Here is a 21,139-nt window from a genome sequence, read left to right as displayed (position 1 = left end):
CCCCCGTGTAACGGGGGAGGGAGCGTGTACGGAGCAGTGGATGCCGCTCATGCCGCCGCTGCTTCCTGCTGTTCGACACGGCGCTGGCGGAGCAACCGGTTGGCCACGTCCAGCCAGGCCAGTGCGCTGGCCTCGATGATGTCCTTGCTGGTGCCCGTGCCCTCGTACTCCTGGCCGTCGCAACGCACCGACAGGCTGGCCTCGCCGCGCGCATCGGCGCCGATGCCGACACTGTGGACCTGGTAGCTCTCCAGCTGCAGTTCCACGCCGGTGGCCGCAGCCAACGCACTGAACAGCGCGTCGACCGGGCCATTGCCTTGTGCGGTTTCCGAGATGCGCTTGCCGTCCGGATCGGACAGCTCGACCAGCGCATTCGCGCGGCTGCCGACATCGCTGATGGTCATCGACGACAGCCGGTAGCCGTCGCTGACCGCGGCATCCTGCATCAGCGCCTGCAGGTCGGCGTCGCCGACCACGCGCTGCTGTTCGCACAGCGCCTTGAACTGTTCGAACACCAGCTTCAGTTCTTCCTCCTCCAGCCAATAACCCAGCGCCCGCAGGCGCTGCTCGACCGCGGCGCGGCCGCTGTGGCGGCCCAGCACCATCTGCGACGACGGCCAGCCCACGTCCTGCGGCTGCATGATCTCGTAGGTGCCGCGATGGCGCAGCATGCCATGCTGGTGGATGCCGGACTCGTGCGCGAACGCATTGGCGCCGACGATGGCCTTGTTGCGCTGCACCGGCATGCCGACCAGCCGCGACAGGAGTTGCGAGGTCGGCACGATGCGCTGCGTGTCGATGCCCGTGTCCAGGTTGTAGAAGGCGTTGCGGACCTTCAGCGTCATCACCAGCTCTTCGATCGCGCAGTTGCCGGCGCGCTCGCCGATGCCGTTGATCGAGCCTTCGACCTGGCGCGCACCGCCTTCGATGGCGGCCAGCGAGTTCGCCACGGCCAGGCCCAGGTCGTTGTGGCAGTGCGCGCTGAACACCACCGTGTCGGCCCCCGGAATGCGGGCGATCGCGCGCTCGAACATGCCGCGGATCTCCTCCGGCGTGGTGAAGCCCACGGTATCCGGCAGGTTGATGGTCGTGGCGCCGGCCGAGATGGCGGTGGCGATGGCCTGGTGCAGGAAGTCCTCCTCGGTACGCGTCGCGTCCTCGGCGGAGAACTCGATGTCGTCGATATGGCCCCGTGCCATGCGCACGTGGGTGTCGATCGATTCCAGCACCTGTTCGCGGCTCATGCGCAGTTTGTGTTCACGGTGCAGCGGGCTGGTCGACAGGAACAGGTGCAGGCGCGGCTTCGCCGACGCCGACAGCGTGCGCAGCGAGGTCTCGATGTCGCCGGTCAGGCAGCGCGACAGCACGGCCAGCGTCGTCCCGCGCAGGTCACGGGCGATCAGTGCGTGCGCTTCGCGGTCGGACTGCGAACTGGCGGGAAAACCGGTCTCGATGATGTCCACGCCCAGGTCGGCCAGGCCGCGGGCCATCACCAGCTTCTGCTGCGGCGTCATGCTGCAGCCGGGGGATTGTTCGCCGTCGCGCAGCGTGGTGTCGAAAATCCGGATCTGCGCGGAGGTGGGAATGGTCGTGTTCACCAGATGGATTCCTCGTGTACTGCTGTTTCCAGGGGCGCGACCGCAATGCGACGCGCGCCGGTCTTGATGGGGGAGGTCGGTGCGGCCGCGCGGTGGAGTGCGCGGCCGGGGGAAAGCGAGGGGTCGCCGTCGACGCTGCGGCGGCGTGGCTTGCGTGGTGCGCGTGGGCGGACATCGGACAGCAGTTGGGCCAGCACCATCGCATCGATGTTGCCGCCCGAGACGACGGCGCACTTGCGCTTGCCGGCGACGCGGCGCCCGGCGGCCAGCGCCAGCGCGCCCGCGCCCTCGGCGATCAGGTGCTCTTCCAGCGCCAGCCGCACCAGCGTCTCGCGCAGCTCCGCTTCGCGCACGGTCACCACGTCGTCGAGCAGCTGGGTGCACAGCCGCCGGGTGATGAAGCCGGGCACCTTGACGCGGACGCCGTCGGCCAGCGACGCGACCGGGTCGACCGGCGAGACATCGCCCTTCATCGCCCGGATCATCGAATCCACGCCTTCGACCTGCGCGCCGACGACGCGCACGCCCTGCGACTTCAATGCCAGCGCGACGCCGGAGGCCAGGCCGCCGCCGCCGATCGGGACGATGACGACATCCGGCGCATGCGGCGCAATCTCGATGCCGACCGTGCCCTGGCCGGCGATGACGTCCGGGTCGTCGAACGCGGACAGGAAGCGGTAGCCATTCTGTTCGGCGAGTTCCTTCGCGAAGGCGAACGCCTCGTCGTAACTGTTGCCGTGCTGGCGCACGGTGGCGCCCCAATGCGCGACGCCGGCGATCTTGGTGGCCGGTGCGCCGTGCGGCATCACCGTGATCGCCTGCACGCCCAGGCGGTAGGCGGCCCACGCCAGGCCCTGCGCATGGTTGCCGGCCGAGGCGGCGATCACCGGGCGCTGGTCGCCGCGCTCGCGTGCCGCCAGCAGCGCGTTCAGGGCGCCGCGGACCTTGTACGAGCCGGTGCGCTGCAGGTTCTCCAGCTTCAGCATCACCCCGAACCGCTCTGCGTGATGCATCGGTGTCGGCGGCAGGTACCGGCGCAGCCGCGCCTGTGCCGCCAGCACGTCGGCCACGGTGACGACGACGTCGCCTACGTCGGGCTCATTGCTGGCGGGGGCGCGGCCGGCGTCAGGCATCGCGGCACGGGTGCGGCCGATGTTGAAGAAGACGCCTCCGGACCACGGCGCGCGCGGTGGCGGACGCGGCGTTCATGCGGCGCGATCCTGCGGGCGACGGTCGCGGCTCAGTTCCTGCACAGCGCTGAAGGACAGTTCCTCCACGTCGTAGATCTTCAGCAACTGCTGGCGCAGCGTTTCCGGCGCGCGCGTACTGTCGATCACCAGCGCCAGCGCCCAGTAGCCTTCGCTGTCGTGGGTCGCATGTACCGCGTGTGGCGGGAAGCCACGGCGCTCGATCATGCCCAGCACGCGCAGCAGGGCGCCCTCGGCAGGTTTGAGCTTGAGTTCAAGCCGGTAGCGCATTCGTCTTCTCCGGGCCGTGGGCCGCGATGGCAGTCTCGGCGGCGACCTTGGCGGGATTGGCGTCCAGCATCGAGCTGTTGGCGTGGTTCGGCGGTACCAGCGGCCAGACGTTGGCCTTGATGTCGATGGTGACGTGCAGCAGCGCCGGCCCCGGCGTGGCCAGCAGCTTCGCCAGCGCATCGTCCACCTCGTCGCGCAGGCTGATGTGGTGCGCGGGAATGCCGAACACGCGCGCCAGTGCGGCGAAGTCGGGGTTGTCGGACAGGTCGATCTCGCTGTAGCGCTCGGCGAAGAACAGTTCCTGCCACTGTCGCACCATGCCCAGCGCGCTGTTGTCGATCAGCACGATCTTCACCGGCAGCTTGCAGCGCGCGATGGTCGCCAGCTCCTGCACGTTCATCATGAAGCCGCCATCGCCGTTGACCAGCACGACGGTGCGGTCGGGACAGGCGAACTGCGCGCCCATCGCGGCCGGCAGGCCGAAGCCCATCGTCCCCAGCGCACCGCTGGTCAGGTGGTTGCGCGGATGGGTGAACCGGCAGTGCTGCGCCACCCACATCTGGTGCTGGCCCACGTCGCAGACGACGATGGCGTCCGCCGGCGCCACGTCGCTCAACCGCTTCAGCAGCCCGGGCGCGTAGATGTCGGTGCCGGGCGCGTCGTAGCGGAAGCCGAAGCGGTCGCGGTTGCCCAGGCAGTGCCTGCGCCACTCGTCGCACGTGCTGCGCGCGGCCGTCAGCGCTTTCAGGCTGGTGGCGATGTCGCCGGGCACCGCGATGTCCGCGGTGCGCAGCTTGCCGATCTCGTAGGCGTCGGCGTCCACGTGCAGCACGCGGGCGAACGGCGCGAACTCGGCCAGCTTGCCGGTCGCGCGGTCGTCGAAGCGCGCGCCGACCACGATCAGCAGATCGCATTCCTGCGTGGCCATGTTGGCGGCGCGCGTGCCGTGCATGCCCAGCATGCCCAGGTAGTGCGGATGGCTGGCGGGCAGGGCGCCCAGCGCGCGCAGCGTCAGCACGGTGGGGATCTTGGTCGCGTCGACGAACTGCCGGAACGCCTCCACCGCGTCGGCGATGCCGATCCCGCCGCCGCCGTAGATCAGCGGCTTCTCCGAACCGGCGATGGCGGCCAGCGCGTCCGCCAGCGTCGCATCATCCGGTGCCGGCAGCGGATCGACGCTGGCCGGCACGTGGTCGGGCAGGTGCGAGGCATCGGACATCTGCACGTCCTTCGGCAGATCGATCAGCACCGGCCCGGGACGCCCTTCGCGCGCGATGCGGAAGGCCTCGCGCACCATGGTCGGCAGGTCGTCCACGCGCCGGGCGACGAAGCTGTGCTTCACGATCGGCAGGGTCAGGCCGAACACGTCCAGTTCCTGGAACGCGTCGGTGCCCATCAGCGTGGTGGCGACCTGGCCGGTCAGGCAGACCATCGGCACCGAGTCCAGCATCGCATCGGCGATGCCGGTCACCAGGTTCGACGCGCCCGGACCGGACGTGGCCACGCACACGCCGACCTTGCCGCTGGCGCGGGCATAGCCGTTCGCGGCCAGCGCCGCGCCCTGCTCGTGGCGCACCAGGATGTGCTTGAGGTTGGAGTCCACCAGCGCGTCGTAGAACGGCATGATGGTGCCGCCGGGATAGCCGAACAGCGTGTCCACGCCCTCGATTTCCAGGGCACGGGCCAGCCAGCGGGCGCCATTGCGTGGGGCAGTGGCCGCGGCGGCGTTCATGCGGCGGCCTGCTCGTCTGTATCGGGTTGCGCGGCGTTGGCCTGCAGCCACACCATCTTCGCGCGCAGTTCCCTGCCGACCTTCTCGATCGGGTGGTCCTTGTCGGCCTGCTGGAACTTCCTGTAGTTCGGCAGGCCGGCGTCGTACTCGGCCTGCCAGTTGCGGGTGAAGGTGCCGTTCTGGATGTCGGTCAGCACGTCCTTCATGCGCGCCTTGACGCTGGCGTCGATGACGCGCGGACCGCTGACGAAGTCGCCGTACTGCGCGGTCTCGGAGATGAATTCCAGCATGCGGGTGATGCCGCCTTCGTAGAACAGGTCGACGATCAGCTTCAGCTCGTGCAGCACTTCGTAGTAGGCGATCTCCGGCTGGTAGCCGGCTTCGACCAGCGTCTCGAAACCGGCCTGCACCAGCGACGAGGCGCCGCCGCACAGCACGGCCTGTTCGCCGAACAGGTCGGTCTCGGTCTCTTCCTTGAACGTGGTCTTGATGATGTTGGCGCGCGCGCCACCCAGGCCGCCGGCGTAGGCCAGCGCGAACTGTTCGGCCTTGCCGCTCCTGTCCTGGTGCACGGCGTAGATGCAGGGCACGCCACGACCGATCTCGTACTCGCGGCGCACCAGCGCGCCCGGACCCTTCGGCGCGACCAGCACCACATCTAGGTCGTCGCGCGGTTCGATCATGCCGAAGTGCACGTTGAGGCCGTGCGCGAACAGCAGCACCGCGCCCTGCTTCATGTTCGGCGCCAGCACGTCGGCGTAGAGCTTCTTCTGCACCATGTCCGGCGTCAGCACCGCGACCAGGTCGGCGTCCTTCACCGCCTCGGCCGGAGCTTTCACCGCGAAACCGTCGGCCTTGGCTTTCACTTCGGTCGGACCGCCCGGACGCAGCCCGACGACGACATCGAAACCGGAATCGCGCAGGTTCAGCGCATGCGCGCGGCCCTGGCTGCCGTAACCGATGACGGCGATCGTGGGATGCGGGAGGGCGTTGGCGGTGGTCATGGCGCTGATTTCCTGAGGTTGAGGTGGAATCGAAGGCTCTTAAACAAAAAACCCCGCACTTCATCAGTGCGGGGTTTTGCGAATCTGGCGTTGCTTGCTGCCTACACGCCGGTCCGTCCCGCAGTTGTGGGCGAGGTAATAAGGACGAGTACAAGGAGCGACGCCGCGGCGGAGGCGGTCGGTTCGTTCGTCGTGGGCGTGTGGCGCTGCAACATGCGGCAAGAGAAACATGCCGCTTCAAATCGTGTCAAGCGGTTTTGCGGTCTTTTCGACGATCGGATGATTTCAGTCGAGATGGTTGCAACTGAAACCGAGAAAACGCCGCAGAATCCAGCCTCCCCACGTCGTAGCCGCACCTCCGTTTTCATGCCCGAATACCGCTCCAGGACCTCCACGCACGGTCGCAACATGGCGGGCGCCCGCGCGCTGTGGCGCGCCACCGGCATGAAGGACGACGACTTCCACAAGCCGATCGTCGCCATCGCCAATTCGTTCACCCAGTTCGTGCCGGGACACGTGCACCTGAAGGACCTGGGCCAGCTGGTCGCGCGCGAGATCGAGCGGGTCGGCGGCGTGGCGAAGGAGTTCGACACCATCGCCGTCGACGACGGCATCGCGATGGGCCACGACGGCATGCTGTACTCGCTGCCGTCGCGCGAGATCATCGCCGACTCGGTGGAGTACATGGTCAACGCGCACTGTGCCGACGCGCTGGTGTGCATTTCCAACTGCGACAAGATCACGCCCGGCATGCTGATGGCCGCGCTGCGCCTGAACATCCCGACGGTGTTCGTGTCCGGTGGACCGATGGAAGCCGGCAAGACGCGGCTGGCGGACCACAAGCTCGACCTGGTCGATGCGATGGTGATGGCGGCCGACCCGAACGTGTCCGACGAGGAGGTCGCCGCCGTCGAGCGCAGCGCGTGCCCCACGTGCGGCTCGTGCAGCGGCATGTTCACCGCCAACTCGATGAACTGCCTGACCGAGGCGCTCGGCCTGTCGTTGCCGGGCAACGGCACGGTCCTGGCGACGCACGCCGACCGCGAACAGCTGTTCAAGCGTGCCGGCGTGCTGGCGGTCGAGTTGTGCCACCGCTGGTATGGCGGTGAAGACGTCAGCGCGCTGCCGCGCGGCATCGCCACGGTGCAGGCATTCGAGAACGCGATGACGCTGGACATCGCCATGGGCGGTTCCACCAACACCATCCTGCACCTGCTGGCTGCGGCGCAGGAAGGCGACGTGCCGTTCGACATGCGCGACATCGACCGCTTGTCGCGGCGCGTGCCGCAGCTATGCAAGGTGGCGCCGAACACGCAGAAGTACCACATCGAGGACGTGCACCGCGCCGGTGGCATCATGGCGATCCTCGGCGAACTGGCGCGCGGCGGGCTGCTGCATACCGGCGTCGCGACCGTGCATGCGAAATCACTGGGTGACGCCATCGCCAAGTGGGACGTCACCCGGAGCGACGACGAGGCCGTGCACACGTTCTACAAGGCGGGACCGGCCGGCATTCCCACCCAGGTCGCCTTCAGCCAGGCCACGCGCTGGCCCTCGCTGGACATCGACCGTGCCGAGGGCTGCATCCGCAGCGTCGGGCACGCGTACTCGCAGGAAGGCGGCCTGGCCGTGCTGTACGGCAACCTCGCCGTCGATGGCTGCGTGGTGAAGACGGCGGGCGTGGACGAATCGATCCATGTCTTCGAAGGCACCGCCCGCGTCTACGAGAGCCAGGATGCGGCCGTGGCCGGCATCCTCGGCGACGAGGTGAAGGCGGGCGATATCGTCGTGATCCGCTACGAAGGGCCGAAAGGCGGCCCGGGCATGCAGGAGATGCTGTACCCGACCAGTTACCTGAAGTCGAAAGGCCTCGGCAAGCAGTGCGCACTGCTGACCGACGGCCGCTTCTCCGGCGGCACGTCCGGGCTGTCGATCGGCCATGCATCGCCGGAAGCCGCGGCGGGCGGCGCGATCGGCCTGGTGCAGGATGGCGACCGCATCCGTATCGATATCCCGCAACGCTCCATCGTCTTGCGGGTGTCCGACGAGGAACTCGCGGCGCGCCGTGCCGCCCAGGATGCGAAGGGTTGGAAGCCCGCGCAGCCGCGTCCGCGCAAGGTCAGCACCGCGCTGAAGGCGTATGCCTTGCTCGCGACCAGCGCTGACAAGGGTGCCGTGCGTGACAAGGCGCTGCTGGATGGCGTCTGACAGGCGGATGCGCGTTCGCTTTGTCCTGGTCCTGCTGTTCGCCTTGGCGGGCCTTCACGTCTCCGCCAAGGAGGACCAGCACACGCCGTGGGTGGTCGCCACCTACGCCTATCCCGAGCGCGACCGCCTTGCCGCGATCCAGCCGTTGGCCGACTACCTGGCGAAGCGTGGCCGCCATCCGGTGCAGGTGAAGGTGTTCCCGTCCCCGACCGCGCTGGTGCAGGCGATGCGCGACGGCCAGGTCGATGTCGCGGTGCCCAACCTGCATGGCTACCTGCAGGCGCGGCGCGACATCGCGCAGGTCACCACGTTGCCGGTCCCGCAGGTGCCGGCGTTGCAGGCGGATCGCTACCGAGCGGTGCTGGTGGCGCGCGATGCCGCATCGCTCGCGGAGGTTCAGGCGAAGGCCGGCAGCCTGCGGCTGGCGCTGGTCGGTCGCGATTCGGCGTCCGGTGGCTTCGTGCCGGCGCAGTATCTGCGCCAACAGGCGCTGGATCCGGCGACGGCATTCGCGTCGGTCATCCATGCGGGTTCGCATGCGGCCGCCTTGCAGGCGGTCGTCGACGGGCGTGCGGAGGTGGCGGCGCTGGCGGGCGACGTCTACGACGCGTCGCGCCCCGACGGTATCCGCGAACTGTGGCGCTCCGATCCCATCCCGCCGGGGCCGTTGGTGTGCCGCGCGACGACCGACGTACCGTGCCAGGCGATCGCTGCCTGGCTGCTGGACGCGCATCGCGAGGAGCCGGCCGTGATGGCCGCCCTGCGCATGGGCTGGCCCGAATTCGGCGACGCCACGGTCTTCGTTCCCGCCGACGCTGCCCGCCTGTCCCAGGTGACGCTGGTCCAGGACTGAATACCGGTCCCGCCTGAACAGGGCGCTCAATTCGCTGCGATCCCGGCCGCTACCGGTAGACGGAGGAGCGGACATGGCAGCGATCGAAGACAGGCAGGCCGAGCGCGCGGCCAGTGAAGGCACCCTGCCGGATGCGCCGGTGGGACTGGTGCGCCTGGACGCGGCCGCCCGCGTGGTGGCCGCCAATCGCGCCGCCTGGGACCTGCTCGCCTTGTCGCCGGATGCGTTGCTGGGCCAACCCTGCGAACAGCTGTGGGGTCTGCCTGTCGCCGTGCTGAACGACGAAGAAGGCACCTGGTGCGCGCCGGGCAACGATCCTGCCCGCCGCATCCGCTACCAGGCCGACCGCGATGGCGAAGGCTGGCTGCTGTCGCTCCCGCACCCGGAGACCGCCGCGCTGCTGCGCGACGCCACGCGACTGGCCCAGGGCGAGCGTCCCGTCGCGGTGACGCCTCCGCTGCGCGACCTGGCGCAGCGCCTGGCCGATGCCGCGACCGAACGCGCATTGCTGGAGCGCATCGGCGGCCTGCTGGGCGGTTGCGATCTCGATCTGGCCTTGCCGGATGCACAGGCCGCGCATCCGCTGTCGCGGCAGATCGCCGCCGGCTTCGGCAACCTGGCCGAGGCGATCCGGCAGGCCGTGGCGCTGTCGGTGCAGGTGGCGGCGGAAGTGCCTCACCTGGTCGGCGACAACGACGAACTGCTGACGCAATCGCAGGCGCAGGTGACGGCGCTCGACACCGTGCTCGACATCACGCGCCGCCTGCTGCAGGGACTGAAGGGCGCAGGCGAAGAGCTGCAGGCGGTCATTGCCGTCGCCGCCAGCGCCGACGCCAGTGCACGCCAGGGCGTCGCCGCCGCACGCCAGCTCGGCGATGCGATGCGCGAAGTCGAGCGCCGTTCCGCGCGCGCCGGCGACGTCATCGAAGTCATCGACGCCGTCGCATTCCAGACCAACATCCTGTCGATCAATGCCAGCATCGAAGCGGCGCGCGCGGGACCGGCGGGGCGCGGTTTCGCCGTGGTCGCCACCGAAATCCGCCGGCTGGCCGAACAGGCGGCAACGGCGGCGCGTGACGTGCGGGTGATCCTGGACGAAAGCGGGCGTGCGCTGACCGAGAGCGCGGCCTCGGCCGAAGCGACCGGCGAGGTGCTGGTCGGCATCGGCGACCTGCTGGCGCGCGCCAGCCAGGCGATGGAATCCGTGGTCGAGCGCGTCTCCGCGCAGGATCAGGAAGTCATCGCGATCGATGCCGCCGTCGATCGGGTGGCTGCCCTCAGTCGCAGCAACCTGGAGCACGCGGACCAGGTCGCCGCGCGCGGTACCGCGCTGGCGCAGGGCACCGATACGTTGCGGGACTGCGTCGGCCTGTTCCGCCTGCCGGCCGATCCCCTCGGGCATCGTCGCCACGCGCGCGTCCGCGATCTCGCGCAGGACGCCGCCGTGCGGATCGGTGAAGCGCTGGCGCTGGCGCTGGGTCACGGACGCATCGGTGAAGACGCGCTCTTTTCGCGCGACTACGCGCCCATCCCCGGCATCGAGCCAGCCAAGTTCACTACGCCGTTCGACGCGCTCTGCGACGAACTGCTGCCGCCGCTGCAGGAACCCGTGGCGGCGCGGCATCCGTGGATCGTGTTCGCCATCTGCGCCAATCCCGACGGCTACGTGCCCACGCACAACCTGCGCTTCACCCAGCCGCTGACCGGCGACCGCGCGCAGGACCTGGTCGGCAACCGCACCAAGCGCATCTTCGCCGACCGCGTCGGCCGCAGTGTCGGCGCCCATACCGACCCGTACCGCCTGCAGGTCTACCGGCGCGACACCGGCCAGATCATGTTCGACCTGTCCGTCCCCGTCTTCGTCGCCGGCCGCCACTGGGGCGGCTTCCGCGTGGGCTACACGCTGGAATGAGTTCGCGGTGCGGGCGTTTGTGGTCTAATTCGCCCCGAAGCGGGGGTATCGCCGGCGGGGCCGGCGATTGAGACAGACCCTTCGAACCTGATCCGGTTGAGACCGGCGTAGGGAAGCTTCGCAGGATGCGCCGTGTTGCCGTTCCGCCCGCCGAGGGTCCGCAATCCGTCCGCCGCCGCGCCGCCGCTTCGTCCGTGATGCGATCCCCTCGCGTCCCACTGCGCGAACTCCCCGCACTCGCCCTGCGGGGAATCAAAAAGGACGAAGCCGATGAATGCCATTCCCAAGCCCGCCACCGACCTGCTGCAGCAGACCGGCCAGCTCTCCGAATCCGTCACGCGCCCGATCCCCGGGTCGCGCAAGATCTTCGTGGAAGGTTCGCGCCCCGACCTGCAGGTGCCGATGCGCGAGATCGCCCTGACGCAGACGCCGACGCTGTTCGGCGGCGAGGAGAATCCGCCGGTCACCGTCTACGACACCTCCGGTCCGTATACCGATCCGCAAGCGCGCATCGACCTGGCCGCGGGCCTGCCGGCGGTGCGCGCCCGGTGGATCGAGGAGCGCGGCGACACCGAGCAGCTCTCCGCGCTGAGCTCGGAGTTCGGCCGCAAGCGCGAGCAGGATCCCAAGCTCGATGCGGTGCGCTTCCCCAACCGCGTGCTGCCGCGCCGCGCCAAGGCCGGCGCCAACGTCAGCCAGATGCACTACGCGCGCCGCGGCATCGTCACGCCGGAGATGGAATACGTGGCCATCCGCGAAAACCAGCGGCTGGAGGCGGTGCGCGAAGCGCACCTGCTGGCGCAACACCCGGGCGAGAGTTTCGGCGCGAGCATCCAGAAGCTGATCACGCCGGAGTTCGTGCGCGACGAGATCGCCCGCGGCCGCGCCATCCTGCCCAACAACATCAACCATCCGGAAAGCGAGCCGATGATCATCGGCCGCAACTTCCTGACCAAGATCAACGCCAACATCGGCAACAGCGCGGTGTCCTCGGGCATCGCCGAAGAAGTCGAGAAGCTGGTCTGGTCGATCCGCTGGGGCGGCGACACGGTGATGGACCTGTCCACCGGCAAGCACATCCACGAGACGCGCGAGTGGATCATCCGCAACTCGCCGGTGCCGATCGGCACGGTGCCGATCTACCAGGCGCTGGAGAAGGTCGACGGTCGCGCCGAGGCACTGACCTGGGAGATCTTCCGCGACACGCTGATCGAACAGGCCGAACAGGGCGTGGACTACTTCACCATCCACGCCGGCGTGCTGCTGCGCCACGTACCGCTGACCGCCAAGCGCGTGACCGGCATCGTCTCGCGCGGCGGCTCGATCATGGCCAAGTGGTGCCTGGCGCACCACAAGGAGAACTTCCTCTACACGCACTTCGAGGACATCTGCGAGATCATGAAGGCCTACGACGTGGCCTTCTCGCTGGGCGACGGCCTGCGTCCGGGCTGCATCGCCGACGCCAACGACGCCGCCCAGTTCGGCGAGCTGGAAGCGCTGGGCGAGCTGACCAAGATCGCGTGGAAGCACGATGTGCAGTGCATGATCGAAGGCCCCGGCCACGTGCCGATGCAGCTGATCAAGGAGAACATGGACAAGCAGCTGCGCGAGTGCGGCGAGGCGCCGTTCTACACGCTCGGCCCGCTGACCACCGACATCGCGCCCGGTTACGACCACATCACCAGCGCCATCGGTGCGGCGATGATCGGCTGGTACGGCACGGCGATGCTCTGCTACGTGACGCCGAAGGAGCACCTGGGCCTGCCCAACCGCCAGGACGTGCGCGACGGCATCATGGCCTACAAGATCGCCGCGCACGCGGCGGACCTGGCCAAGGGCCATCCCGGCGCGCAGGTGCGCGACAACGCGCTCAGCAAGGCGCGCTTCGAGTTCCGCTGGGAGGACCAGTTCCACCTGGGCCTGGATCCGGAGAAGGCCAAGGAATTCCACGACGAGACGCTGCCCAAGGACGCGCACAAGCTGGCGCACTTCTGCTCGATGTGCGGGCCGCACTTCTGCTCCATGAAGATCACCCAGGACGTGCGCGACTACGCGGCCGAGCACGGCGTGGAGGAGCAGGCGGCGCTCGAGGCCGGCATGGCGGAGAAGTCGGCGGAATTCCTGGCCCAGGGCGCGCAGGTGTATCGTCAGGGCTGACCGGGCAGGGGCGGTCGCATCCGTCCCGGGCCTGCTGCCGTAGCGTTCACAGGACGCCCGCCATGATGGCGGCGTCCCCGACAGGAGCACGATCATGGCCCGTTTCGCCCGCAATGCCGGCCGCTGGATGATGGCCGCCGCTGTCCTTCTCCTGGCGTCCTGCGCCACCGGCCCGCGGATCACCAGCGATGTCGATCCGTCCGCCAACTTCGGCGAGTACCGCAGCTTCGCCTTCTATTCGCCGCTGGCGATCGAAGGGCAGGGCTACGCCACGCTGACCAGCGGCCGGACCAAGGACGCCGCGCGCAGGCAGATGGAGGCGCGCGGCTACGTCTACGACGAGACCTCGCCGGACCTGTGGGTGAACCTCAATGCCTACATGCAGGAGAAGACCGACGTCGTGAACACGCCGGAGGTCGACTACGACTACTACTACAGCTACCGTGCGCGCCGCTATGTGGCGGTGCCCTACTGGCGCGACCGCACCGACGTCTACAAGTACACCGAGGGCACCTTGAACGTGGACCTGGTGGATGCCAAGCAGAACCGCCTGGTCTGGACCGGCGTCGCGGTCGGCCGCGTGGGCCGCACCAAGCCGGAAGAGCGCGGCGCGAAGATCGATGCGGCGGTGGCCGAGATTTTCCTGCGCTATCCGTACCGGGCCGGCAGCGCCACCCCGGCGGCCACGCCATGAAGGGCAGCGGCCCCGGCATCGCCAAGGCCGGCATCGGCTTCGGCACGGCGCTGGCCATCACCCTCTCATGGAGCGCCAACAAGTCGTTGCTGTGGGCGGTGATCCATGGCCTGCTGTCGTGGATCTACGTGGTCTATTACGCGCTGGTGTACCACCTCGAATGAGGTCCGACGCGTGACGACGCCCTTGCGCTGGCTGCGCTGGCTGGTGACCGCGCGGCGGCATCCCTGCGCGTTCCTGCTGATCGTGCAGCTGGCGGGCATCCTGCTGTACCCGATCATGGAAGACACGCAGGCCGGCCGCGCGCTGTTCGGCGCGTTCGGCATCCTGGTGCTGGCGCTGGCCCTGTGGGTGGTCAACCGCAGCACGGCGGTGAACTGGGTCGCGTGGTCGCTGGCCATTCCCTCCGTCGTGCTGTCGGTGTTCGCCGCCGTCTTCGACATGCAGGCGCTGTGGGTCTACGCCCACCTGCTGGAAAGCGGCCTGTACTTCTACACCGCCGGCAGCCTGATCGCGTACATGCTGCAGGACCATTCGGTGACCAGCGACGAACTGTTCGCGGCGGGCGCGACCTTCACGCTGCTGGCGTGGGCGTTCGCGTTCGCCTTTTCGGTCTGCCAGCAGTGGTATCCGGGCAGCTTCACCGCGGCCGTCGACCCGCAGTCGCCGCGCAGCTGGATGGAGCTGCTGTTCCTCAGCTTCAGCCTGCTGTCGGGCGTGGGCCTGAGCGACGTGGTGCCGATCCTGCCGCAGGCGCGTGCGCTGGTGATGCTGGAGCAGTTCGCCGGCGTGATGTACATCGCCGTGGTGGTGTCGCGGCTGATCGGACTGACCATCCTGAAATCGCCCGCCCGCAAAGTGGAGTGAGCGGGTTCACGACATAAAAAATTCGCGCCTTGCGGCGCGAATGTTGGAGCTCGTGTAGTAGGACGTCGGCGGGAGAGAGAGGTTGCCTGTGATGCTCCCGTTCAGGGCGAGCACGAGGGTCACTGTAAAATGCACCGCGACGGTGCGCTTTCCCCGTACTGCCTTGGCACTTTGCCGAATCTGCCGGATCGCCTGGCCCATCGCGCGGCAGGCATTAAGGCACATGACGGACCCTGGACGACCGCGCAGCATTCGCTCCCCATGAGATCCCCCGACTCCGCCGCTCCACCGGCAGGCGATCGCCTGAAGGTGGGGGAATGCCTGGTTGATGTTCCGCTGCGTGAGATCCACGCGCCGGGTGCACGCAGGCCTGCGCGCATCACGCCGAAGGCGATGGGGGTGCTGCGCGTGCTGGCGGAGAACCCGTCGCGCGTGGTCACTCGCGAGGCGCTGCTGGCGGCCGTGTGGCCGGATACGCTGCCGACCAACGACGTGGTCACCCAGGCCGTCACCCAGTTGCGCAAGGCATTCGGCGAACGCGCGGACGGTCCCCGGTACATCGAGACGATCGCCAAGAGCGGCTATCGCCTGCTGGTGGACGTGCAATGGCTGCCGCGCGATGCCGAGCAGGATCCGCCAGCCGAACAGGACGCAGGGGGCGACGCTTCGCCGGCGTCCGGGTCGACGGAGCCGGCGTCCACGCCCGCCATGTCGGCCGATGCCGCCACCTGCCATACCCTGCTGTTCCGGCGCTGGGGATGGGGCCTGGGATTGGGCGTGCTGGCGATCGCATGCGTCCTGGCCGTGCTCTGGTGGTCGGGAGTTCCGCGGCCGCAGATCGGTGCGCAGGACGAGGTGACCGCGTTGCTGCCGGCGGCCAGGCCGTACCGGCTGATCACGTCGTCGCCGGGCTTCGAGCTGTCGCCGACCTTGTCGCCGGACGGCTCGCAGGTGGCGTACCTGTCCAGCATGACCGAGGAGCTGGCAGGCACGGCGATCCTGGTGCAGACCACCGAACCGGCCCAGCCGCGCACGCTCACGTTCCCGCCGGAAGGCGCCTGGGACACCAACCCCGAATGGTCGCCCAGCGGTCGCGAGATCGCCTTCCTGCGCCGCTCGCCCGGTGAGGACTGCCGCATCATGGCGGTGCAGGCCAGCGGCGGCGAACCGCGCGTGCTGGGCCAGTGCGACCCGCACAACCGGCCCTCGTTCGACTGGACGCCCGACGGCACCGGCCTGGTGTTCAGCAGTCCGCTGAGTGGCGACGGCGAGCCGGGCCTGCGGCTGCTGGATCTGGCCACCGGCCGGTGGCACGCGCTCGATTACGGCGCCACTGCGCAGGACGTGGACACGGCGCCGCGGTTCTCGCCGGACGGACGCTGGATCGCCTTCATCCGCAACACGCCGCTGGGCGACCTGTGGAGGATCCCCGCCGGTGGGGGGCGGGCCGAGCGCCTGACCCACCAGCGCGCCGAGCTGCGCGGCTGGGACTGGACCGCCGACGGCAAGGCCATCGTCTTCGGCCGTCGGGTGGACAGCCACACGCGCCTGTACCGGCTCGACCTCGCGGCGCGGACCATCAGCGACCTCGGCATCGAAGATGCCCAGGCGCCGGCCATCGCCGCGCAGTCCAACCAGCTGGCCTTCGTGCAGCGCAAGCCGCAGTTCGGCCTGTACCGCATCGGCGATGCGGCGGACGGTGGCGCGCGGCCCCTGCAGCGCCTGTTTCCGTCGTCGGGTCGCGATTCGCTGCCGTCGGTGGCGCCGGACGGGCGCCAGATCGCGTTCGCGTCCGACCGCTCGGGCGAATTCGCGCTGTGGTGGGCGGACATGGAGCGGCCCGCGTCCTTGCGGCTCATCGAAGGCATCCGTCCCGAGTCGCGCCACCTGCCGGCCTGGTCGCCGGACAGCGGGCGGCTGCTGGTCATCGGTACCGACGTCCGCGGCCACTACGGCCTGCACGAACTCGACCCCGCCAGCGGCCAGCTGCGTTCGCTGCCGGTCCCGGTGCCGGCCGGGGACCTGCTGTTCGCCACCTACATGCCGGACCCCGGCCACCTGCTGGTGGTCGCCGGCAGCGGCGACGGCCAGCAGGCGGTGCTGTTCGACCGCCGGAGCACGCCGTGGCGCCGGCTGGCGAGCATCGAAGGCGTGTCGTTCGCGCGCCCGGACCTGGCGCAGGGCAGGGTGCTGTTCACCCGGCTCGCCCGCGACGGCCTGTGGCAGTCGGACCTGGGCCTGACCGCCGCCAGCATCCGCCAGGTCGACGGCAGTCGTCCCGCCAGCCAGCGCTACCGGACCTGGACGGTGACCGAGGACGGCCAGATCGAATACCTCGAACAGTTGCCCGGATGCTACGTCAGCCTGCGCCACATCGGGGTCGGCCGCTCCCACCCATCGCCGCGCTGCCTGGAGGCGACCCACCTGGCGACCGTGAACGGATTCAGCGCACATGCGCGCGAACGTGTGACCTACGTCTCGATGGCCGTCGTGGACGGCTCCGACATCGGCTTCCTGTCGCTGGATGCCGCGCCGCCGCCGGACGCCGGAGGGTTCCGCTAACTGCCTGAGGCGGAACGGAAAGTTTCTTTCGTAACTTCTTCGGAACCGCATTCGGCAAGATTTCGTCGACATTTCCGGCAAACTTCCTGCCGCCATCGCCCCCGACACGGCACATCACGTCCACACGTCATGCAAAGTGGAACGACCGATGGAGCAAACCTGGTGGGCGGATCGCGGACAGCTGGTCCGTCTGGAAGCGGTGGAAGCGGCGGCGTCGAGCGGCTGTGTCGCGGTGTCGCGGCTGGGTGGGGCACAGGCCGGCGGTGACCTGTTCACGATATGGGTGCAGGTGCGCGGCGCCTCCTGGGTCGAGGCCAAGGAAGGGCGCTTCCGCCTGCGGCGCGGGCAATGGATCGCGCTGGACCGCGATTCCAAGCCGCTGGTCCAGAGCGATCGCCACGGCCTGTGCGTGGGCGTCGCGCTGAACGCCGATGGCGTGAAGGCGATGGCCCGGTTCGCCGACGGCCCCCTCTATTCCGGCCGTGGCCGCATGAGCCGGCGCGACGCGCTGACCCTGCTGCGCCTGTGGAGGGCGGCGTCGGAGCGCGGCACCGACGCCGGCGACGCATTCGCACTGCGTCCGCTGCTGCTGCACTTCGCCGCGGTCCAGCAGGAACTCGACCGCTACATCCAGCGCTGCCCGGGCCGCTCGCGCACCCGCAAGCGCCAGGTGTTCGGCCGCCTGCAACGGGCGCGCCTGTATCTGGAAGGCAACTGCGACCGCGTGGTCCGCATCAGCGAACTGGCGGAACTGACCAGCTTCTCGAGCTGGTACTTCTCGCGCACGTTCTACAGCCTGTACGACGAAAGCCCGCAGGCGGCCGCGGCGCGCCTGCGCCTCGAACACGCGGCGGACCTGCTGCGCAGCACGTCGATGATGGTGGGCGAGGTCGCGGCCGCGTCGGGCTTCGACAACTGCTGCAGTTTCGCGCGTGCGTTCCGCGCGCGCTTCGGCACGTCCGCCAGCCGTTACCGCACCGCGTCCGCGGCGTCGAGGACAGATTCGGCAAAGTCATCGGGCGTCGGCCGCAAAGCGGTGGTGAAGACTGGAACGTAAGTTTGCAGGGCGTTTTAACACGCCCATAACGCAACACGTTCCTCTGAGGAGAGATTGAATGAACCACCGCAATTCGCGTCGTGCGATGCGGGTCGGCATGCTGCCGGCCGGTATCGCCATCGCACTGATCCCCGCGTTCGCCAGCGCGCAGGAAGCCACCGCCGACGCTTCCAGCACCACGACGCTGGATCGCCTGGAAGTGACCGGCTCGCGCATCCGCGGCGCCGACATGGAAACGCAGCAGCCGATCATCACGCTGAGCCGCCAGGACATCGAGAAGCAGGGCTTCACCTCGGTCGCCGACATCCTCCAGAACCTGACGTCCGCCGGCTCGCCGGCGATCTCGCGTTCCGATGCGCTGGCCTCGGGCGAGAACGTGGGCGGTTACTACATCGACATCCGTAACCTGGGTGCGCAGCGCACGCTGATCCTGCTCAACGGCAAGCGCCTGGGTGCGACCACCTCCGGCCTGCAGGACCTGAGCCAGGTGCCGATGTCGGCGATCGACCGTGTCGAGATCCTGAAGGACGGCGCGTCGGCCATCTACGGTTCGGACGCCATCGCGGCCGTGGTCAACGTGATCACCCGCAAGCGCTTCGACGGCGCCGAAGCCGAAGCCTATTTCGGCCAGTACAGCGAAGGCGACGGCGAGACGCAGACCTACTCGTTCACCACCGGCTCGACCAGCGAGCGCGGCGGCACCACGCTGTCGGTCGAGTACTCCAAGCAGGAACCGGTGTTCGCGGGCGACCGCTGGTTCTCGAAGGACGGCAATGCCGGTCCCAACTACCCCGGCTCGGGCTGGAGCCCGGTCAGCCAGAACGGCTCCTGGTTCGGTCCGTGCGGACCCGGTGGTGAGGATGCGTGGTGCACCCTGCGCGCCGGCGGCGACCCGACCAATGCCGCCGACTACGTGCCGCATACCGCCGACTACAACGCCAATGCCAACCTGCAGATGATGCTGATGACGGGCATCGAGCGGCGTTCGGTGTTCGCGAACTCGAACTACGACGTGACCGACAACATCACGTTCAACGCCGACATCCTGTACAACCACCGCATCACCGACCAGCAGATCGCCGGCTATCCGTACCAGTCGGCCGCCTTCGGCACGCCGCTCTCGGGCGACAGCGCCTTCAACCCGCTGCCGGGCACGGACATCGACTTCCGCCGCCGACTGTGGGAAGTGCCGCGCACCACCCGCAGCGAGCTGGAGACCTACCGCTTCGCCGGTGGCTTCTCGGGCTTCTTCGAACTGGGCGACAAGACGTGGGACTGGGATGTCGGTGCGCTGATCAACCGCAACAACACCACCAAGACCGGCCACGGCGACATGAGCCTGATCGCGTCGCGCCAGGCGCTGGGTCCGTCGTTCATCAATGCCGACGGCGTCGCCCAGTGCGGTACCGCCGCCGATCCGATCGCGCTGAGCGCCTGCCGTCCGTGGAACCCGCTGCTGCCGAACGGCGTGGCAGGCCAGGGTTCGCTGGCCGATCCGGACGTGCAGCGCTTCCTGTTCCCGTACTACACCGACACCGGCACCACCCGCACCACCAGCTACACCGCCAACCTGGCCGGTTCGCTGTTCGCGCTGCCGGCCGGTGACGTGGGCATCGCCGTGGGCGTCGAGCACCGTCGCGAGCAGGGCCGCTTCGTGCCGGACGCGTTCGCGCAGTCGGGCGAAAGCACCGGCCTGGCCGCCACGACCACCGAAGGCGACTACTCGCTGGACGAGGTCTACATGGAGCTCAACGTCCCGCTGCTGTCGGACGTGGCCTTCGCCAAGGAACTGACCCTCAACCTGGCCAGCCGCTATTCGGACTACAGCAACTTCGGCGACACGCTGAACAGCAAGTTCGGCTTCACCTGGCGTCCGATGGACGAGCTGCTGGTCCGCGGTACGTATGCCGAAGGCTTCCGCGCGCCGACGATTTCCGACCTGTACGGCGGCATCGGCAGCAGCTTCGAGTCGTACACTGATCCCTGCGGCGTGGGCGCGGTGAACAGCGTCAACGGCAACGCGGCGTGCTCCGGCGCGGGCGTTCCGCTGGGTTACGTGCAGCTGGGCCAGGGCCTGGTGCCCTGCACCACGTATCCGTGCCAGACGCCGGACCAGTTCCTCAGCGGTTCGGACCCGAACCTGCTGCCGGAAACCTCCGAGAGCCGCACCGTCGGCGTCGTGTGGAGCCCGCGCTGGGTGCAGGGCCTGGACATCTCGCTGGACTGGTACAACTACCAGCTCACCGACATGATCATCGAGGACAGCGTCGACCGCATCCTGCGTGACTGCTACGTGCTGGGCAACGCCGCGCGCTGCAACGGCATCGCGCGTGCCGCCGACGGCCACATCACCGACCTGTTCTACGGCCTGGCCAACCTGGGTTCGATGGAAACGGAAGGCTGGGACCTGGGCGTCAAGTACCGCCTGCCGGAACTGGCCGTGGGCCAGTTCGCCGTCGACTGGCAGACCTCCTACGTCAGCAAGTACGACGAAGCGGGCGAGAACAGCGCGGGCGAGCCGATCACCATCGGCCGCGTCGGCGAGCCGGGCATCTTCCGCGTGCGCTCCAACCTGGGCGTGAGCTGGGAGAAGAACAGCTTCGGCATGGCGTACACCGCGCGTTACTACTCCGGCATGAACGAAGCCTGCGTCGCCGGCCGTCCCTGCAACGACCCGGACCGCTACCAGAACGGCGAAGGTGCCGCCCAGCGCCAGACCGGTTCCAACACGTTCCATGACGTGCAGTTCAGCTGGAAGGCGCCGTGGAACGCCACGATCGCCATCGGCGCGAACAACGTGTTCGACCACCGCGGTCCGGTGATGTTCACCTCGCCGAACAGCGACTTCGCCTACTACGGCGGCTTCGACATCGGTCGCTACATGTACATGAAGTACCAGCAGCGCTTCTGATCCCCGGATCCTCCGCTGTCGTTCCATGCCACGGCCCCGCAAGGGGCCGTGGTTTTTTGTGCCCGGCCCGTGACGCAAAAAAGAAGGCCGCACAAGGCGGCCTTCC

General features: G+C 68.8%; 15 protein-coding genes and 1 riboswitch. Of the genes, 10 read left to right on the top strand and 5 right to left on the bottom strand.

The annotated features are described in order from the left end of the window. Positions 1 to 47: 47 nt before the first annotated feature. The 5 genes from VGN58_RS14660 to ilvC all read right to left on the bottom strand — a co-directional run bounded on the left by VGN58_RS14660 (position 48) and on the right by ilvC (position 5,812). Positions 48 to 1,598 carry a 2-isopropylmalate synthase gene (locus tag VGN58_RS14660; RefSeq protein ID WP_327483914.1) on the bottom strand — a complete coding sequence of 517 codons (1,551 nt, stop codon included), beginning with the start codon at positions 1,596 to 1,598 and terminating at the stop codon, positions 48 to 50. Continuing rightward, entirely contained in the window at positions 1,595 to 2,731 is a 1,137-nt protein-coding gene (locus VGN58_RS14655) for a threonine dehydratase (RefSeq protein WP_327483913.1), read from the bottom strand. The genes VGN58_RS14660 and VGN58_RS14655 overlap by 4 nt, the downstream gene beginning before the upstream one ends. Positions 2,732 to 2,803: 72 nt before the next feature. Then, positions 2,804 to 3,076 carry an ACT domain-containing protein gene (locus tag VGN58_RS14650; protein WP_213603225.1) on the bottom strand — a complete coding sequence of 91 codons (273 nt, stop codon included), beginning with the start codon at positions 3,074 to 3,076 and terminating at the stop codon, positions 2,804 to 2,806. Then, a complete protein-coding gene (gene ilvG, locus VGN58_RS14645; protein WP_327483912.1) occupies positions 3,060 to 4,808 on the bottom strand; it encodes an acetolactate synthase 2 catalytic subunit in 1,749 nt (582 codons plus the stop codon). The genes VGN58_RS14650 and ilvG overlap by 17 nt, the downstream gene beginning before the upstream one ends. After that, entirely contained in the window at positions 4,805 to 5,812 is a 1,008-nt protein-coding gene (gene ilvC / locus VGN58_RS14640) for a ketol-acid reductoisomerase (protein ID WP_327483911.1), read from the bottom strand. Before ilvC ends, ilvG begins: the two co-directional genes overlap by 4 nt. A gap of 366 nt (positions 5,813 to 6,178) precedes the next feature. Here ilvC and ilvD point away from each other — a divergent pair, with 366 nt between their 5' ends. The 10 genes from ilvD (at position 6,179) to VGN58_RS14590 (ending at position 21,033) form a co-directional block, all read left to right on the top strand. Next, the gene (gene ilvD, locus VGN58_RS14635; RefSeq protein WP_327483910.1) at positions 6,179 to 8,020 is read left to right on the top strand and encodes a dihydroxy-acid dehydratase; all 1,842 of its coding nucleotides are present in this window, start codon (positions 6,179 to 6,181) and stop codon (positions 8,018 to 8,020) included. Between the two features lie 7 nt (positions 8,021 to 8,027). Beyond that, positions 8,028 to 8,873 carry a phosphate/phosphite/phosphonate ABC transporter substrate-binding protein gene (locus VGN58_RS14630; RefSeq protein WP_327483909.1) on the top strand — a complete coding sequence of 282 codons (846 nt, stop codon included), beginning with the start codon at positions 8,028 to 8,030 and terminating at the stop codon, positions 8,871 to 8,873. A 73-nt stretch (positions 8,874 to 8,946) separates the two neighbouring features. After that, positions 8,947 to 10,785, top strand: coding sequence for a methyl-accepting chemotaxis protein (locus tag VGN58_RS14625; protein WP_327483908.1), 1,839 nt, complete (start codon positions 8,947 to 8,949; stop codon positions 10,783 to 10,785). A 31-nt stretch (positions 10,786 to 10,816) separates the two neighbouring features. Then, positions 10,817 to 10,917: riboswitch (TPP riboswitch) on the top strand. 138 nt (positions 10,918 to 11,055) lie between these two features. Then, the gene (thiC, locus tag VGN58_RS14620) at positions 11,056 to 12,942 is read left to right on the top strand and encodes a phosphomethylpyrimidine synthase ThiC (protein WP_327483907.1); all 1,887 of its coding nucleotides are present in this window, start codon (positions 11,056 to 11,058) and stop codon (positions 12,940 to 12,942) included. Positions 12,943 to 13,036: 94 nt separating this feature from the next. After that, positions 13,037 to 13,636: a DUF4136 domain-containing protein gene (locus tag VGN58_RS14615; protein ID WP_327483906.1), complete on the top strand. Its 600-nt coding sequence runs from the start codon at positions 13,037 to 13,039 to the stop codon at positions 13,634 to 13,636. Further along, entirely contained in the window at positions 13,633 to 13,800 is a 168-nt protein-coding gene (locus tag VGN58_RS14610) for a hypothetical protein (protein WP_327483905.1), read from the top strand. The genes VGN58_RS14615 and VGN58_RS14610 overlap by 4 nt, the downstream gene beginning before the upstream one ends. A 10-nt stretch (positions 13,801 to 13,810) precedes the next feature. Then, entirely contained in the window at positions 13,811 to 14,503 is a 693-nt protein-coding gene (locus VGN58_RS14605; RefSeq protein ID WP_327483904.1) for an ion channel, read from the top strand. A 261-nt stretch (positions 14,504 to 14,764) separates the two neighbouring features. Then, a complete protein-coding gene (locus VGN58_RS14600) occupies positions 14,765 to 17,065 on the top strand; it encodes a winged helix-turn-helix domain-containing protein (protein ID WP_327483903.1) in 2,301 nt (766 codons plus the stop codon). 148 nt (positions 17,066 to 17,213) lie between these two features. Further along, entirely contained in the window at positions 17,214 to 18,122 is a 909-nt protein-coding gene (locus tag VGN58_RS14595) for a helix-turn-helix domain-containing protein (protein WP_327483902.1), read from the top strand. A gap of 58 nt (positions 18,123 to 18,180) precedes the next feature. Beyond that, a complete protein-coding gene (locus VGN58_RS14590; protein WP_327483901.1) occupies positions 18,181 to 21,033 on the top strand; it encodes a TonB-dependent receptor plug domain-containing protein in 2,853 nt (950 codons plus the stop codon). The last annotated feature ends 106 nt before the right edge of the window (positions 21,034 to 21,139 follow it).

It is taken from the genome of Pseudoxanthomonas sp. (assembly GCF_035999195.1).
In the GTDB taxonomy this organism is placed as follows: Bacteria; Pseudomonadota; Gammaproteobacteria; order Xanthomonadales; family Xanthomonadaceae; genus Pseudoxanthomonas_A.
This window is presented reverse-complemented; position numbering and strand designations above follow the sequence as displayed.

Bases quoted from the DNA above. Each gene is read 5' to 3' on its own strand.
- VGN58_RS14655 (WP_327483913.1), bottom strand. From the start codon at position 2,731: ATGCCTGACGCCGGCCGCGCCCCCGCCAGCAATGAGCCCGACGTAGGC.
- VGN58_RS14650 (WP_213603225.1), bottom strand. From the start codon at position 3,076: ATGCGCTACCGGCTTGAACTCAAGCTCAAACCTGCCGAGGGCGCCCTG.
- ilvG (WP_327483912.1), bottom strand. From the start codon at position 4,808: ATGAACGCCGCCGCGGCCACTGCCCCACGCAATGGCGCCCGCTGGCTG.
- ilvC (WP_327483911.1), bottom strand. From the start codon at position 5,812: ATGACCACCGCCAACGCCCTCCCGCATCCCACGATCGCCGTCATCGGT.
- ilvD (WP_327483910.1), top strand. From the start codon at position 6,179: ATGCCCGAATACCGCTCCAGGACCTCCACGCACGGTCGCAACATGGCG.
- VGN58_RS14630 (WP_327483909.1), top strand. From the start codon at position 8,028: ATGCGCGTTCGCTTTGTCCTGGTCCTGCTGTTCGCCTTGGCGGGCCTT.
- VGN58_RS14625 (WP_327483908.1), top strand. From the start codon at position 8,947: ATGGCAGCGATCGAAGACAGGCAGGCCGAGCGCGCGGCCAGTGAAGGC.
- thiC (WP_327483907.1), top strand. From the start codon at position 11,056: ATGAATGCCATTCCCAAGCCCGCCACCGACCTGCTGCAGCAGACCGGC.
- VGN58_RS14615 (WP_327483906.1), top strand. From the start codon at position 13,037: ATGGCCCGTTTCGCCCGCAATGCCGGCCGCTGGATGATGGCCGCCGCT.
- VGN58_RS14610 (WP_327483905.1), top strand. From the start codon at position 13,633: ATGAAGGGCAGCGGCCCCGGCATCGCCAAGGCCGGCATCGGCTTCGGC.
- VGN58_RS14600 (WP_327483903.1), top strand. From the start codon at position 14,765: ATGAGATCCCCCGACTCCGCCGCTCCACCGGCAGGCGATCGCCTGAAG.
- VGN58_RS14595 (WP_327483902.1), top strand. From the start codon at position 17,214: ATGGAGCAAACCTGGTGGGCGGATCGCGGACAGCTGGTCCGTCTGGAA.
- VGN58_RS14590 (WP_327483901.1), top strand. From the start codon at position 18,181: ATGAACCACCGCAATTCGCGTCGTGCGATGCGGGTCGGCATGCTGCCG.